Below are 15,825 nucleotides of genomic sequence, written 5' to 3' on the forward strand. Positions count from 1 at the left end.
ATTTCCATCGGCTGCTTTTTGCTAATATCGTTGCAGCGCATTGCCTTAACTTAAGGTAATGAGGCTTTTATCAACCTGTCTAAATTCCACCCGCCGATGCCAAAATTTATAACGTTGGTAGCAATGATAGTATTGACTGCATATTGCTCGCAGGCGCAGACCATCCTTTCAGGAAATGTGCGCAACAGTGTTACTGGTGAAGTGGTGCCTGCCGTTTCCGTTACGATGAAGGACGGACCTAATGGCGACTATACCAATGACCAGGGCAGCTTCCGCTTTTCGACGAAGCATGCCTATCCTGTTACACTGATCTTTTCGTGTGTTGGTTTTGAAACGAAGGAGCTGACGGTGACGGCAGCCGGAGTTCAGCGTGTACAGTTGTTGCCTGCATCCATCCTGGGAAAGGAGGTGGTGGTATCGGCCAGCCGCAGCGTACAAAAGAAGATAGAGTCGCCGGTCACTATTGAAAGGATCAGTACGCGGGATATTGTGAACTCGCCGCAGCCCAGCTACTTCGGGATGCTGCAGGGCCTGAAAGGGGTGGATGTTACCACATCCAGCCTCACCTTCACCACTATCACCACCCGTGGATTCAATACCAGCGGCAATACTAACTTCACGCAGGTGGTGGACGGTATGGATAACCAGGCTCCAGGTCTCAACTTTCCGCTGGGCGTAGCTATTGGGCTTACCGAGCTGGATGTGGATAATCTTGAATTATTATCCGGCGCCTCTTCGGCGCTGTATGGTTCGCGCGGCCTAAATGGCACCATGGTCATGACAAGTAAGGACCCTTTTAAATACCAGGGACTCAGCGCGCAGATAACACAGGGAGTGAATCATATCAGCAAGGGCGTATCGAATGATCCCCTGGGGCCGTCACCTTACTACGACTGGACGGTGCGCTGGGGAAAGAAAGTGAACGACCGTTTCGCCTTCAAGATCAATGTACAGTATACCCAGGCCAAAGACTGGGTGGCCACAGATACCACCAATACCAATAGCCTGGGTGGCCCGCTCACCGATCCGAACTACAACGGTGTGAATATCTACGGCAGTAAAACGTCCATTGATATTAACCCGTTCCTGATGGGAGCCAAAGAGCAGAATCCTGACCTGGCTCCGCTCATAGATCCTTTGCTTGCGAAAGGCAGCAACTATGTGGCCAGGAGCGGCTACGCAGAATACGGTTACCTCAGCAGCGATGCAAAGATGTTCAAGGCCAATGCGGAGCTGCGGTATAAGATTACACCCCGTCTCACGGCTATTGTATCTGGTACGTTTGGCCAGGGTAATGCCGTATACAGCAATGATACCAGGTATGCCCTCACCAATTTCAGATTGGGGCAATACCGCGCTGAGTTGAAAGCTGACCACTGGTTTGTACGTGCTTATACCACGCGTGAGAATTCCGGTAATACGGTTATTGCCGGCCCAACAGCGCAGCTGATCAATGAAGCCTGGAAGCCCAGTTATAACGCAGCTACCGGCGAAGGCTGGTATCCTGCGTACACGGGTATGCTTCTGCAGGCGATGGCTGAAGGGAAGAGTTATGAAGATGCATCTGTGATGGCGCGAAAGGCAGCCAACCAGGGCATGCCTGATGCCGGCGGCAGCTTGTTCAATCGCCTGAAAGACAGTATTGCTTCATTGCCTACCTCTAAAGGGGGCACGCTGTTTCAGGACAGGAGCAAGTTGTATAACGCAGAAGCGCAGTACAACTTCACACATCTTATAAAAGTTGCAGAAGTGATAGCGGGGCTTAACTACCGGCTTTACCGCCTCGACTCAAAAGGCACGCTATTCCCGGATAATGACGGTCCTGTTGATGTGGCGGAATACAGCGCCTATATCCATCTCACTAAAAAAGTGATACAAGATAAACTAAGTCTTAGTGCGGCTTTCCGCTATGATAAGAATACGCTCTTCGAAAAACCGCGTATCACTACGCGTGTATCTGCGGTAGGAGAGGTGAACAAGGAGAGCTTTATCCGTTTCTCTTATCAGAATGCATACAGCTTTCCGTCTAACATACAATCGCTGCAAAGCCAGCTGATAGACTACAACAGTTTTGCTTCCGGCGGTTCAGCGAGGCTGCTGAACGGTGTGTATCAGTTTGAGAAGTATCCTGCTTACCTGCTCAGCAGCGTTACAAAATACCAGCAGAGTAATAACCCGGCGGACCTGCAACAGTTTAAGCTGAACGACATCCGGCCGCAGTCTGTAGATGCTTTTGAGCTGGGATATTCCTCCCTCATCGCAAAGTGTGTACTGATAGATGTGTTGGGATATTACTCTACCTGGAAGAATTTCATCGGCTATGTGAATGTGGCCAATACGCCCGGAACGGATGATCCTGCCGCGTTTAAAGACCACCGCACTTACGTGTCCTACAACATTGCCTATAACGGGGCGGAGAAGGTGAATACCTATGGCTACGCCGCCAGTGTCAGCGTGGACATGTCGCATCATTTCCTGGCGAAGGTGAACTTCTCTTCTGATTTTCTGCAGAACAAGAACAACAGCCAGGTGAATAATTTCAATACGCCGAACTATAAATTCAACATCGATTTTGGCAATACGGGTTTTGGGAAAAAAGAGCGATATTCATTTAACACAACATTCCGGTACCGGCCGGGTTATTATTATCAGATAGGCTTTGCCAGCGGCACTGTACCCGCAGCTGCCGTGATTGATGCGCAATTCAGCTACAGGTTGTTGCAGGCACATTCAACCATCAAGCTGGGCGCTACCAATATTACCAACAAGTACTACAGAACAGGCTTCGGAAGTCCCGCCATCGGCGGTTTGTATTATATCACCTTTGCTTACAACGTATTCTGATCATCCATAAAAAACCATTATATGCAATTATTCAGCAGGCATCATTTTTATTACTGGCTTATAGGGCTGGGCAGTATGCTGGCAGCCTGTAATTCAGGACAGCAGCAGCAAGGCGACGGCTATATTCATCAGCTGAGTTTTGGCCCCGGCGATGAAACGAAGATCGCAGAGGCTTTTCTCTCCATGACAGATAGCAGCCGGATTGAGCTGAAGGCGGGAACTTATAAGTTTGATAACCTCAGTATCGCACAGGTGAAACATATCCGCATACAGGGGGCTGGTCCGGATAAGACCATTCTCGACTTTTCGGCGCAAAGCCAGGGTGGGGAGGGTATCCGTGTTACGGATGTAAAGGGCTTCACCATAGACGGTATGACTTTGCGCGACTCAAAGGGAGATCTGATCAAGATCAATAAGAGCCAGCAGGTGGTGGTTACCAACCTGCACGCCGTATGGACAGTAGCTGATTCCACCAGCGGCGGATATGCCATTTATCCTGTACTGTGTAAGAACGTATTGGTGGAGAATTGTTATGCGCAGGGGGCTTCAGACGCCGGTATCTATGTAGGCCAGTCGGACAGTGCCATCGTCCGGAAGTGTAAAGCCTACAAGAATGTGGCTGGGTGTGAGATTGAGAATACCTCCCATGCCGAGGTATACGATAATGAATTCTACGGTAACACGGCGGGATTCCTGGTGTTCGACTTGCCAGACCTTTCCCAGCGTGGCGGGCATGTGAAAGCGTATAATAATTACCTGCATGATAACAACGAAAGGAATTTTGCGAAATCAGGCAGTTTCGGCAATACCTGGGGTGTGGGTAATGCTGCGCCGGGTAGTGGCGTGGTGATTCTTGCCGCATCTGATGTGGAGATCTATAATAATAAGATCATCAATAATAACTCCAATGCTATCTCCATCGTATCGGGATTTTTTATTGATGCCGGTGCTGCCGCAAAAATGAACGATAACTATTTCCCCATACCCCGTAATGTCCACATTCACGACAATGTGCTGGAGGTGGGCGCGTCCTTTCCTCCGGCACTTTTTGAGCACCATACCGGTAAGGTGCTGGCGGCTATTGAACAACAGCTGAATGCGCAGGATACCTCCCGTAAGAAAATGAGACTGCCATATATCATCTATGATGGTATCACTACCAATATCCTGACAAAAGGCACCGCCGCAAATCCTGATTCCCTCTGTATACAACAGACAGGCGTCAATCTTTTTGTAAATGCAGATGCATTGCGGCTGGGTACTAAAGACTGGCAGCCGAATACGGATATGACACCTTTTACGTGTAAATGATGACTACAGGAAGTGGAATTTGTTTATGTGGTTATTTATTTATGTAGTTATTTTCAACCCTTCGCGCAAAGAAATAACTACATAAATAAATAACCACATAAACAAATTCCACTTCATGGAAAGAACCAATTTTAAGTTATGAGGAAGCCTTTGTTTTTTTTGGTGACGTTGATATTTTTTATCGCTGTGATGCAGGGCTGCCACCAGCAGCCCGCGAAGAATATTGCTGCGGCCGCGTTTCAGTTTAAAGAGAAATTGTCAGACTACGGCTTCTTTACAGGTATACTGAAAGAGTTGCATCCACGCAAGGGCGTGACCGGTTATGAATTGTCTACACCATTATTTACGGATTATGCTGTTAAGGACAGGTTCATTGTATTACCGGCGGGCGGCATAATTACTTATGCGGCCAGCGGGCCAATGAACTTTCCTGACAGCACTTTCATTGTAAAGAATTTTGCCTATACGAATCCACAGCATCAAAAGGTGATGATTGAAACCCGGCTGCTGTTTAAAGATCCGGCAGACGGGCAGTGGAAAGTGATGAACTATCTCTGGAAAGATGATCAGACCGATGCCGTGAAGTGGATACTGGGCAAGAAAGTGCCCATCACGCTGCTCGATGACGACGGGCAGCAGATCTCCACTGTGTACCAGGTGCCTAATACCAACGACTGTAAACGCTGTCATATCAATAACAGCGTACTTACGCCTATTGGCCCTAAGGCGCGCAATCTTAACTTCACCCGTGAGGGGCATAGCGGTAATCAGCTGTTGGAGTGGGCCACCAGCGGGATACTGACCGGCATGCCGGCTATAGACAGTGTACCGCGGCTTCCCAACTGGAAAGACAGTGTAGCCTTTACTGTTAGCGAGCGCGCACGGGCTTACCTGGATGTAAACTGCGCCCATTGCCACACCAAAGGCGGCGATGCTTTCAATACGGGCCTGTTCCTGGAATATGAGCAGACCAATCCTGATCATATCGGTATCCGTAAGTCGCCCGTTTCTGCAGGTGGCGGCGCCGGCGGTCTGGATTATGACATTATTCCCGGTGATCCTGCGCATTCCATACTTGCTTACCGCATGAACAGCACAGAACCTGGTACGGCTATGCCGGAACTGGCGAGGACGGTGATCCACAAAGAAGGTGTGGCGCTAATCCGCCAGTGGATAAGCGGATTGAAATAAGTTTCTCGCAGAGGAGCAAAGGAGCAGAGAGCGCAAAGGTTTTTTTTAAGTTAAATAAGACCATTAGTGGTACCCAACAATATTTACGGACTACTAAAAAGTTCTTTGCTAACTTAAAAAAATCCTTTGCGCTCTCTGCTCCTTTGCTCCTCTGCGAGAAACTTACGCTATTTCCCCAGATCCGGCATCTCCAGTTGGGCGCGGAGAATAGGTATCATTGCTTTCATGCCATTGTCGGCGTTTGTAAGAATAATTACTCCGCGTTGCGATTGGGGTAAAAGAAATATCAGGGTAGAAACGCCGGGGTCATGCCCGGTGTGCATCAATATATATTCTCTGTTCGGGAGGTTGGAGAGAATCCCCCAGCCAAGTCCCATGGCTTCATTTCCGCCGGGTGTTATGGCGGAGACAGGCGTGGTCATGGCGCTGAAGAGCAGGGGAGAGAGTCCACCGCCTTGCAGCATGTACACGCCGAATTTCGTATAGTCTTCCAGGGTAGTGACCAGCCAGTCGGCCGCATTAGGTTCCAGGTGCATAGCATTGTAGATGCGATTGCCATTGGAATCACAGGGCTGGGCAAACAGGGATGTGTCGAGGCGGGAATCCCAGGCGTACTGTGTATGCTGCATGTTCAACGGCTTGAATATCAGTGAGTCGGCCAGGTGTTGCAGGGTGGTTTTAAACTTCGCTTCCAGCGCTCTGCGGAGGTATTCAAAGCCTTCACCGGAGTAGCCATAGCCGGTGCCGGGATCAAAGCGGAAGGCCAGCTGTTTATCGCGCCAGTTGGGAAATCCTGTCCGGTGACTGAGTATGATGCGGGTTGTGAGTCTGAGGTGCCGTGGATCATCTTTAATATCAGGGTCTATCCAGTAATGATAGAGTGGCTCATCGAGGTCCAGGTTGCCGCTGTTGGCCAGCTTCAGCGCCACCATAGCGGTGATGGGCTTGGTTAGCGACGCTACGTTAAACAGGGTGTTGAGCGGTGGAGGCGTCTGCCCGTTGAGGGCGCCATATAGCCGGACGCTCTTGATTTTTCCCGATTCGATAATCCCAAGACCCAGCAGCGGTACATTGGTGCGGGCCATCAGCGTGGAGATGCTATCGGTGAAGGGCTTTTTTTGGGCAGATAGCGGATCTGCCGAAATAATCAATATCAGTAAAATCAACGAGGACATATATTTCATAAAGCTGGATAATTATTAGATTAAAGGTACAGCTATCTGGGTGCCGGATAGTAAATTACCTGAAAAAGAGGGATTTATTATATAGTAAATAATATATATGTCCGTCCTGGCACACGGTTGTGTCCGGAAACGATCAAAAACGGGAAAATAGATTTTCCCGATTGCATAAACGGCTATTTTCCGCTACCACCGTGTGTCTGATGGGAAAGTGGCCTCATTCCCGGCGGAAAAATTTCCGATCTCGCAAATAAATTTCCCGATGCGAGCTAACCGGCGAAGTGAACCGGTGTTTCTTTGCGGAAAATTATAGAACATTGAAACATTTATACCTGATTATCTGTCTGGTTTTAGCAAATCTGGCAGCTGTGGCACAGAATGGAGTAATTAAGGGCAAAGTGAATACGGCAGATGGTGAACCTGCGGCCTTTGTTACGATAGGATTAAAGGATACTAAAAAGGGCACGCTGACCAATGAAGACGGCCTTTTTATCCTGAAGAACGTAAAGCCGGGAGCATATACAATGGTTATATCCTATACCGGCACACAGACAATCAGTAAAACCGTTCATGTAGAAGCGGACAAGACAACAGACCTGAGCTTCGCGTTGCAGGCTACTTCCAGCCAGCTGAACGAAGTTGTGGTGGGTGGTGTAAGAACTATCAATAAAAAGCCGGTATCTATCGGTAAACTGCCGGTGCCGGTAATGGATCTCCCACAGAGCGTATCCATCATCGGGCGCGAAGTGCTGGAAGATCAGCAGGCGCAGCGTATGAGCGACGTGGTGAAGAACGTGAACGGCGTGTACATGGCTTCCATGCGTGCGGGTACACAGGAATCATTCAACTCCCGTGGTTATTCTTTCTCTACCAATAATATGTTTAAAAACGGCGTGCGTGTAAACCCGAACGCTATCACAGAGATGAGCGGCCTTGAGCGGGTGGAGATCCTGAAAGGCAGCACCGCTATCCTTTATGGTAACGTTGCTCCCGGTGCTGTGATGAACATGGTTACCAAACAACCTAAATTCAACTTCGGCGGGGAAATAAACCTCAGAGCTGGCAGCTACGGACTGCTGAAGCCAGCCTTCGACGTATATGGCCCTATTTCTTCCAAAGTAGCCTACAGGGTGAACGGTAGTTTTGAAACCGCTGACAGCTACCGCGATAAGGTACATTCTAAACGTTATTATGTGAATCCATCCCTGCTCTTCAAACTGAGCGACCGTACAGAGCTGCTTGTACAGGGAGATTACCTGAAACATGACTTCACACCTGATTTTGGTACCGGCTCGATCGCTGATACCGCACTTATAAAGGTGCCCCGCAATACATTCTACGGTGCACCATGGCAGTATGCCCACACGCAGCAGAGTACAGCATCCGCTACCATCAAGCATAAGTTCAATGTTAACTGGGCGCTGAGTGGTACCGTAGCATACTCCAAATATCAGCGTGACTATTACGCTGTTGAAAGGATACAGGCAAAGGCTGACAGCACCTGGGCCCGCCCGCTGGGTAAGAATGCCAACAATGAAGACTATTATGCTGCACAGATTGACCTGACCGGCAAATTCAGCACGGGTAGCGTAGAGCATACCGTACTGGCTGGGGTAGATGCAGACAGGTACCTGACAGGTGTATATGCTTACGGCGTTCCTTCCATCAACAAAACAACCGGTATTTACGATATTATCAATGTGTATGATCCAAACAGGCTGCCATATCGTACAGATATGCCGGTGGGAGATACCCTGAAAACCAGGACCAACACACCTATCAACCGTTTCGGTATTTATGTGCAGGATCTCATCAGCATCTCTGAGAAGCTGAAAGTACTGGCTGGCATCCGTTTCTCTTACCTGCAGAACGAAGCGCCTGTGGTGTACAATTTCCTGAATGGTACCCAAACAGCAAGTCCTGCTAAATACGATAACGCATTTTCACCTCGTCTGGGTATCGTGTACAAGCCGATTCCCACTACAGCGATCTTTGCGAGCTACTCCAATTCCTTTACACCGAATACCGGCTTTGATGTTTTCAGCAACCCGCTGCCTCCCTCCATCATCAATCAGTATGAAGTGGGCGTGAAGAACGATTTCTTCAAAGGACAATTGTCTGTAAATGTTACTGCTTACCGTATCCGCAACAACAACTACGCACAGACAGCTCCTTACATGGCTGACGGCGTAACACCGAACAACAACACTACCATTAAAGCGCTGATTGGTGAAACCCTCAGCCAGGGCGTGGAACTGGATATTGCCGGTCATCCGTTGCCAGGTCTGGATGTTATTGCTGGTTACAGCTACAATAGCATGACGATTGAAAAAACACCTGGTAAGAATGCTTCTGTAGCAGGTGAAAGACTGGTTGGTAATCCTAATCATACTGCCAATGCCAGTGCCTTCTATACCATTCAGCAGTCAAAGCTGAAAGGACTGAAATTCGGCGCCAGTTTCTACTACCTCGGTCAGCGTTATGCAGGATGGAACAATACTACCGATAGTAAAGGCAATATCACACCAAAAGACAGGCTCATTTCCGTTCCCGGGTTCTCTACCCTCGACCTGAGCGCAGGATATAGTTTCAAGCGTTTCGCTGTGCTTGCAAAAGTGTCTAACATAACAAATACGTACAACTATTACGTGCACGAAAACTACAGCATCAATCCTATTCCGCCTACCCAGTTTGTAGGAACAGTTTCCTACAAATTCTGATAGCAGAAGATTGTCTGATATGCATTAAAAGACCCGTCAGGAGAATTTCTCCTGGCGGGTTTTCTGTTTTAGTTTTCTTATCAGCAGTATCAGCAAAAGCATCAGCATAAGATCAGAATTTCATTCTCAACCCGGCACTGAGATACAGCCCGGTGGCAAGTCTGTGTTCAGGCCTGTCTTTAAATATATTTCCGTAATTGAATAAGGATGAACTTTTCTCCCGGAAGTCGACAGAGCCTAGCAGCACAGAACCACCGGCAGCAGTGAAGTCCAGATTTTTTGTAACATGCCAGGTGTTTTCGAGTCCGATAGTGACTTCGCGGTATCCGAGCAGCCTTTCATTTTTAACCGGTGATTTTTCGACATCATAGGCGGCACCGTTGAGTCGCAGTGCGAGTGCCAGTTCGTCTGCCCGGCTTAGGGCGGTGGATATAGACAGCTTCTCAGGAATGTTGATATCCACTTTAAAGCGGTTGCCGCTCTTCCATTGCATCATGAATGCAGGAAGTATCATGGGGGCACCGAATGTATTGGTCAATGCAACGCCGAAACCGTATGAAAAATGAGCGTTCTTTTGTTTGATGAAGAGCACACCGCCATTGAGGAAAATATCGTCGTAGTCAATCTTCTCCATATCGCTGTAAAGTCCGGCAGATACGGCAACGAAAAGACTCCAGCGTCCGCGCAGGGTTCTGTAATGTTGCAGGCCTATTTGTGTACCCAGCAGTTTTTCCGGGAAGATGGTTTTCTCATAATCCTTGTTGGAAAACTCCATGTAAGAGGCAGACGCATTTAAGTTCCAGGTGCGCACTTTTTTGGTAGCTGTATCTATCCTGGAAGAGAGCAGGAAGCCCACGCCGATATTGTATCGTTTGCGGACGCTGGTGGCGGCGGTTTTAACGCTGTCTTCCGGCCTGATATAATGAACGGCCGGCAGATAATCTGCACTCACAGCTATTCCCGGGCCTTTGAGCGAAGCTGCACCCAGTTGGGCTTTGGCGCTGTTGGCCATCAATAAGGTAAATGAGATCAGAAGAAGGCGCCGTTTCGTTGCAGGTTTTTTGTTTGACATGGTTTTCCGTTGGCAAAATGAAATTCTCAGCATACAGTGTTTTGAAATTGTTTCGATAATGACACGCTTGTTATCATTTACCCTATTTTCTGATGGAATTTTTTTTTGAGAGAGGAAAGGGGAAGGTAATTCTGCTTAAATTTAGAGATGCCAGATTTATATATCATAGCTGGTTGTAATGGGGCAGGTAAAACCACCGCCAGTTACATCGTTTTGCCTGAAATACTGAACTGCCGGGAGTTTGTGAATGCTGATAACATTGCTGCGGGGTTATCGCCATTTTATCCGGAAAGTGTGGCAGTGGAAGCCGGAAGAATGATGTTGCAGCGTATCCATCATCTTATTGATGAGCAGGTAGATTTCGCATTTGAAACAACGTTATCAACACGTAGTTATGCATCGTTGATCAAAAAGGTGAAGGAGGATGGATATAAAGTTACATTGCTGTTCTTTTGGTTGAGTTCTCCTGATTTTGCTAAAAAGAGGGTTGCGGACCGGGTTGCGGAAGGTGGTCATAATATTCCACCGGAAGTCATCAAACGCAGATATTATCGCGGACTTCCTAACCTAATAAAAATATATATTCCTTTATGTGATGCATGGACTGTTGTTGACAATATGAATGGAATTCCTGAAGTGATTGCCAGTGGCGCAATGAATGATGAAAAATTAATTTTAAATCCCGATATTTGGGGTGTAATCTCAGAACAAAGTAACTACAATGGATAGTAAGGAAAAAGAGATAAAAGAGTTGTCTGAAAAGGTTTTACGCGGAATGCGTATGGCTTTTCGTAAGCTTGCTGAGGAACGCGCGGCAAAAGGCAAAGGTCTTGTTGTAGGTGACATGTATGGTAATGTTAAAACTGTACCTGCCAAAGATCTCCTCAGGACTATGAATGAAAGCTCCCCCGATTAATATCCCTTCCGCCAGCCCCAAATTTTATTTTCGTACTTTTGCGGTCAGATGCAAAAAAGAAAGTACTCATTAGGAAATATTCTTTCCTCCCTGAAGATCGATACACTCAATGAAATGCAGCAGGCGTCGCTGGATGCCAATAAGCAACATAATGATGTGATCCTGCTGTCGGCTACCGGTTCCGGTAAAACGCTGGCCTTCCTGCTCCCTGTGCTGGAGCTGCTGGACCCTGCCAGTAAAAGTACCCAGGCTATGATTGTGGTGCCGTCGCGTGAGCTGGCTTTGCAGATCGAGAAGGTATTCAAACAGATGGGCACCGGCTACAAGATCACCGCCTGTTATGGCGGCCACCTGCGTGAGACGGAAGAAAACAACCTGATACAGGCGCCAGCCGTGATTGTGGGCACACCCGGCCGTATTGGCGATCATATACGAAGAGGCAACATTACTACCGCTGCCATTGAAACACTGATACTGGACGAATTTGATAAAACGCTGGAACTGGGTTTCCAGGAAGAAGTGTCATTTATTGTTGAGTCGTTACCGGCGGTAAAGAAACATATCCTTACTTCCGCTACTGAAGCGGTAGAGATACCGGATTTCGTGAAGCTGGACAACCCGGCGCGCCTTAACTTCCTCCCGGAAGACGGCGTTATTGCACCCAGACTGGCTATAAAACAGGTATTGTCTCCGGAAGCTGATAAGATCGATACCTTGTTCCGGCTGATCTGTTTCCTGGGTAACCGCTCCACTATTGTGTTCTGTAACCACCGTGAAGCCGTGGAACGCACCAGCAAGCTGATTTCCGAAAAGGGTATTCTCAATACCTTCTATCATGGCGCTATGGAACAGCAACAGCGTGATAACGCGCTCTGTAAGTTCCGTAACGGGACCGTGAATGTGCTGGTTACCACAGACCTGGCTGCACGCGGGCTGGACATTCCCAATATCCGGTACATCGTGCATTACCACCTGCCGCATACAGAAGACAGCTGGACGCACCGCAATGGCCGTACTGCCAGGATGGAAGCCAGCGGTACAGCTATCATTATTATAGCGCCGGATGAGAAACTGATGCCTTATGTGAACGCAGAGGAAACAGAGACCATCACACTGCCAGCTACCGCTGAACTGCCGGATAAGCCCAAATGGACTACCCTCTTCATTGCCGCGGGCAAGAAGGATAAAGTGAACAAGGTGGATATTGTGGGTTTCCTCACCAACAGAGGAATGCTCAAGAAGGAAGATATCGGGTTGATAGAAGTGAAGGATTTCTTCTCATTCGTGGCTGTGGTAAAATCGAAGGCAAGTCATGTGCTGCATGCCATCAAGGATCAGCGTATCAAGAACAAGAAAGTAAAAATAGATATAGCGAAGTAGTAATTAGTTATTAGTTATTAGTTATGTAACTATTTGGTTATGTAGTTATTTAAAATGCAGCGAAGATTAACTGTTATCAAAACAATGGCAGATCTTCGCTGCATTTTAAATAGCTACATAGCTACTTAAATAAATCCCTACATCTTCAGGGATTGCATCACGCGCTCAAATGTTTGCCGCATCTTCTGCTCGCCCATTGAAAAGGGTTTGCCCGACATAGTGGTATTGTCGAGATGAAATTTTACGAGTATATAGAACGGGCCGTAAGCCAGCGCCCAGAATACTTCCGGGGGGAGATCCGCCAGTTGTTTTTTCTGTACGGCGTGCTTCACAAATTTGTTCATGGCGCTGCGGAAGCGGTCTTCCGTTATCTCCTGCTGGTGTATCAGGGGGGAGTTGCGGAACTGCTCTGAGAAATGGTAGTGCAGGGGATACTGACGTATGTAGCGGTAACGGTTTTTCCATTGCAGCCACAGGCCTTCTTCCAGGTCCATCTCCGGATCAAAACCCTTTAATGTCTCTCTCGCAAAGAGATCGGCCACAAAGATATACAGCTGATTCAGCAGGTCTTCCCTGTTTTTAAAATAGATGTAGATGGTGGAAACAGAAATGTTCGCTGCTTTCGCCAGCTTATGCATGCTAAGTCCATCGAAGCCTTCGTGAACGATCATTTCAATGGCTTTCTCCCGGATAGCCGCCTCCTTTAGTTCATCTCTTAAACGCATATACGTAAATATAAACGAATATCTGTTCGTTTAATAATTTTTTAGCCGAGCTGTGCCAGGCTGCTGCCGGCGGGTATTTCGTAAGGTTCCTTGCCGGCTTCGAAGATGCGGGCTGTCAGCGGGCCTTCCAGCGTTATGTTTTCCCCTTTGAGGTGTATCCAGCTGCCTTCACGCAGGCCTACTACAGGCGTGGTATGCTGTGTATGGAATTCACGGATGCGCGTTTCCCTGGTTTCTCCCATATGGGGAAGGTCAGGAACAGGATCGAGGTAATGAGGGTTGAGGTTAAACGGTACCAGTCCCATTGTCTGGAATCCGGGGGGATAAACAATCGGCATGTCATTGGTCGTTTGCATGGATATACCGCCGATATTGCTGCCGGCGCTGCAGCCCATGTAAGGCCGGCCACTTTCCACGGTTTCCTTCAGCACACTCATCAAACTGTTTTCCAATAATACTTTCACCAGCAGGAAGGTGTTGCCGCCGCCGGTGAAGAATCCTTCCGCATTGCGTATGGCTGCAGCGGGATCATCAAAAGTGTGCAGCCCGCGTACGGTAATGCCCAGCGGAGCAAAGGCTGCTGCGGCTTTTGCGGTGTAATCATCATGGGAGATACCGCCCGGCCTTGCATAGGGGATGAAAACTATTTCGCGTATGCCTGCAAACAGGTGCTTCATTACGGGCTGCAGGTACGCCAGATAAGTATCTCCATACAGGGTGGAAGTGCTGGCCAGAACAACATGTTTCATGATGATATTTATTTTTTGGTGCGCACAAATTTAATTGATTAATAGACGTCTGCATTTTTATTTTGGCATCATTTATAAATAATAATTGTATTGTTGACAATTATTTTGTTTCTTAGTTGCACGAAATATTATTCCTGTTATGAATCAGATCCGTTTTATCAGCCAGCTAATGCTATGCCTGCTGCTTACCGTTGTGGCCGCAGCACAGAACACTGTTACATTGCGTAACAACCCATCCGCGCCGGTGATCAGCCGTAATATCTATGGACATTTTGCAGAGCACCTCGGGCGATGTATCTATGATGGTTTTTATGTGGGTGACAGTTCCCGTATTCCCAATACGAAGGGGGTAAGAAAAGACATTATTGATGCGTTGCGGAGGCTGAAGGTACCGGTGTTGCGGTGGCCTGGCGGATGTTTTGCCGACACGTATCACTGGAAAGACGGCATAGGTCCGAAAGATAGACGCCCGACTATTGTAAATACCTGGTGGGGAAATGTAACGGAGAATAACAGCTTCGGGACGCATGATTTTCTTGACATGTGCGAGGAGCTGGGGGCAATGCCTTACCTGGCGGGTAACGTGGGTAGCGGCACTGTGCAGGAGCTGTCGGACTGGGTGCAGTATGTTAATTTCGATGGCATCAGCCCGATGTCGAAACTGCGTGAACAGAACGGCCGCAAAGCGCCCTGGAAAGTGCGCTACTGGGGCGTAGGGAACGAAGCCTGGGGCTGCGGCGGCAACATGCGTCCGGAGTATTATGTGGACCTCTACCGTAAGTATGCCACCTTTATGCATGCCGATTGGGGGAATGATCATCTCTTCCGGATTGCTTCCGGCGCTAATTCCGGCGATTACAACTGGACAGAAATGCTCATGAAGAACATTCCGCAGCATCTCCTGGAAGGGGTGGCGCTGCATCACTATGCTGTGATAAACTGGAATCAGAAAAGCGATGCGGTGGACTTTACAGAGCGGCAGTATTTTCAGACGATGAGGAGCGCTCTCCTGATGGACACGCTGGTGAGCAGGCATGCTGCTATTATGGATAAGTATGATCCCCGGAAACGTGTAGCCCTGGTTGTAGATGAGTGGGGAGGATGGTATAATGTGGAAACGGGTACTAATCCTGGTTTCCTTTACCAGCAGAACACCATGCGCGATGCTATGATAGCCGCAGCTACGCTGAACATTTTCAATAACCATGCAGACCGTGTACGTATGGCCAACCTCGCGCAGACTGTAAATGTGTTGCAGGCAGTGGTCCTTACCAAAGGCAGCCAGCTGCTGCTGACACCTACCTATCATGTGATGGAGATGTACAACGTGCACCAGGATGCAACCCTGATACCCATAGATATTCACTGTAACGATTATACGCTGGAGAAGGAAAAGCTGCCTGCCGTTTCTGTGTCTGCTTCCAGGGATAAAAGCGGACTTACCCATATCTCCCTGGCTAACATCCATGCCACGGCGGCGCAGGAAATAACGCTGCAAACCGGTGAAACCGGCTATCGTCATATAACAGGCCGTATCCTCACCTCGTCCCGTTTACAGGACTGTAATACCTTCACCTCGCCAGACAAAATAAAACCGGCCGTATTCAGGGAGTATTCGCTGAAGAACAATAGTATTACATTGAAGCTCCCACCATTTTCGGTAGTAGTCCTGGAGTTGCAATAATCACTCATTTCAATTTTGTCTATATGGCAATAATCACGATATTTAAGGATCT

The 15,825-nt window shown here is 48.2% G+C and carries 12 protein-coding genes; 8 read left to right on the plus strand and 4 right to left on the minus strand.

All coding sequences use genetic code 11. From position 1 onward, the window contains the following. Positions 1–96 precede the first annotated feature (96 nt). From VM802_RS19980 to VM802_RS19990, 3 genes are all read left to right on the plus strand, one after another. The gene (locus tag VM802_RS19980; protein WP_325533820.1) at positions 97–2,844 is read left to right on the plus strand and encodes a TonB-dependent receptor; all 2,748 of its coding nucleotides are present in this window, start codon (positions 97–99) and stop codon (positions 2,842–2,844) included. Between the two features lie 21 nt (positions 2,845–2,865). Beyond that, the gene (locus VM802_RS19985) at positions 2,866–4,155 is read left to right on the plus strand and encodes a parallel beta-helix domain-containing protein (RefSeq protein ID WP_325533822.1); all 1,290 of its coding nucleotides are present in this window, start codon (positions 2,866–2,868) and stop codon (positions 4,153–4,155) included. A 138-nt stretch (positions 4,156–4,293) separates the two neighbouring features. Then, positions 4,294–5,346 (plus strand): SO2930 family diheme c-type cytochrome, encoded by a 1,053-nt coding sequence (locus VM802_RS19990; protein ID WP_325533824.1) that lies wholly within the window; start codon positions 4,294–4,296, stop codon positions 5,344–5,346. Positions 5,347–5,513: 167 nt separating this feature from the next. Here the strand turns inward: VM802_RS19990 and VM802_RS19995 are convergent, their stop codons facing one another. Further along, the gene (locus VM802_RS19995; RefSeq protein WP_325533826.1) at positions 5,514–6,530 is read right to left on the minus strand and encodes a serine hydrolase domain-containing protein; all 1,017 of its coding nucleotides are present in this window, start codon (positions 6,528–6,530) and stop codon (positions 5,514–5,516) included. Positions 6,531–6,895: 365 nt separating this feature from the next. Here VM802_RS19995 and VM802_RS20000 point away from each other — a divergent pair, with 365 nt between their 5' ends. After that, positions 6,896–9,247 (plus strand): TonB-dependent siderophore receptor, encoded by a 2,352-nt coding sequence (locus tag VM802_RS20000; RefSeq protein ID WP_325533828.1) that lies wholly within the window; start codon positions 6,896–6,898, stop codon positions 9,245–9,247. Positions 9,248–9,359: 112 nt separating this feature from the next. Here the strand turns inward: VM802_RS20000 and VM802_RS20005 are convergent, their stop codons facing one another. Continuing rightward, the gene (locus VM802_RS20005) at positions 9,360–10,319 is read right to left on the minus strand and encodes a DUF6268 family outer membrane beta-barrel protein (RefSeq protein ID WP_325533830.1); all 960 of its coding nucleotides are present in this window, start codon (positions 10,317–10,319) and stop codon (positions 9,360–9,362) included. A 147-nt stretch (positions 10,320–10,466) separates the two neighbouring features. On the opposite strand from VM802_RS20005, the gene VM802_RS20010 reads away from it, so the two are divergent. The 3 genes from VM802_RS20010 to VM802_RS20020 are packed head-to-tail and all read left to right on the plus strand — an operon-like array spanning position 10,467 to position 12,615. Next, positions 10,467–11,048: an ATPase gene (locus VM802_RS20010; RefSeq protein ID WP_325533832.1), complete on the plus strand. Its 582-nt coding sequence runs from the start codon at positions 10,467–10,469 to the stop codon at positions 11,046–11,048. Further along, entirely contained in the window at positions 11,041–11,235 is a 195-nt protein-coding gene (locus VM802_RS20015) for a DUF8506 family protein (protein WP_325533834.1), read from the plus strand. The genes VM802_RS20010 and VM802_RS20015 overlap by 8 nt, the downstream gene beginning before the upstream one ends. A gap of 48 nt (positions 11,236–11,283) precedes the next feature. Beyond that, positions 11,284–12,615, plus strand: coding sequence for a DEAD/DEAH box helicase (locus tag VM802_RS20020; protein ID WP_325533836.1), 1,332 nt, complete (start codon positions 11,284–11,286; stop codon positions 12,613–12,615). A gap of 137 nt (positions 12,616–12,752) precedes the next feature. Here VM802_RS20020 and VM802_RS20025 read toward each other — a convergent pair whose 3' ends face one another. Continuing rightward, a complete protein-coding gene (locus VM802_RS20025) occupies positions 12,753–13,340 on the minus strand; it encodes a TetR/AcrR family transcriptional regulator (RefSeq protein ID WP_325533838.1) in 588 nt (195 codons plus the stop codon). 41 nt (positions 13,341–13,381) lie between these two features. Beyond that, positions 13,382–14,089 carry a dipeptidase PepE gene (pepE, locus tag VM802_RS20030; RefSeq protein WP_325533840.1) on the minus strand — a complete coding sequence of 236 codons (708 nt, stop codon included), beginning with the start codon at positions 14,087–14,089 and terminating at the stop codon, positions 13,382–13,384. 139 nt (positions 14,090–14,228) lie between these two features. Here pepE and VM802_RS20035 point away from each other — a divergent pair, with 139 nt between their 5' ends. Further along, positions 14,229–15,773 carry an alpha-N-arabinofuranosidase gene (locus VM802_RS20035; protein ID WP_325533842.1) on the plus strand — a complete coding sequence of 515 codons (1,545 nt, stop codon included), beginning with the start codon at positions 14,229–14,231 and terminating at the stop codon, positions 15,771–15,773. Positions 15,774–15,825 lie beyond the last annotated feature (52 nt).

Source organism: Chitinophaga sp. (assembly GCF_035538455.1).
GTDB lineage: Bacteria > Bacteroidota > Bacteroidia > Chitinophagales > Chitinophagaceae > Chitinophaga.

Coding starts and splice junctions, on each gene's coding strand:
- VM802_RS19980 (WP_325533820.1), top strand. CDS start 97: ATGCCAAAATTTATAACGTTGGTAGCAATGATAGTATTGACTGCATAT.
- VM802_RS19985 (WP_325533822.1), top strand. CDS start 2,866: ATGCAATTATTCAGCAGGCATCATTTTTATTACTGGCTTATAGGGCTG.
- VM802_RS19990 (WP_325533824.1), top strand. CDS start 4,294: ATGAGGAAGCCTTTGTTTTTTTTGGTGACGTTGATATTTTTTATCGCT.
- VM802_RS19995 (WP_325533826.1), bottom strand. CDS start 6,530: ATGAAATATATGTCCTCGTTGATTTTACTGATATTGATTATTTCGGCA.
- VM802_RS20005 (WP_325533830.1), bottom strand. CDS start 10,319: ATGTCAAACAAAAAACCTGCAACGAAACGGCGCCTTCTTCTGATCTCA.
- VM802_RS20010 (WP_325533832.1), top strand. CDS start 10,467: ATGCCAGATTTATATATCATAGCTGGTTGTAATGGGGCAGGTAAAACC.
- VM802_RS20015 (WP_325533834.1), top strand. CDS start 11,041: ATGGATAGTAAGGAAAAAGAGATAAAAGAGTTGTCTGAAAAGGTTTTA.
- VM802_RS20020 (WP_325533836.1), top strand. CDS start 11,284: ATGCAAAAAAGAAAGTACTCATTAGGAAATATTCTTTCCTCCCTGAAG.
- VM802_RS20025 (WP_325533838.1), bottom strand. CDS start 13,340: ATGCGTTTAAGAGATGAACTAAAGGAGGCGGCTATCCGGGAGAAAGCC.
- pepE (WP_325533840.1), bottom strand. CDS start 14,089: ATGAAACATGTTGTTCTGGCCAGCACTTCCACCCTGTATGGAGATACT.
- VM802_RS20035 (WP_325533842.1), top strand. CDS start 14,229: ATGAATCAGATCCGTTTTATCAGCCAGCTAATGCTATGCCTGCTGCTT.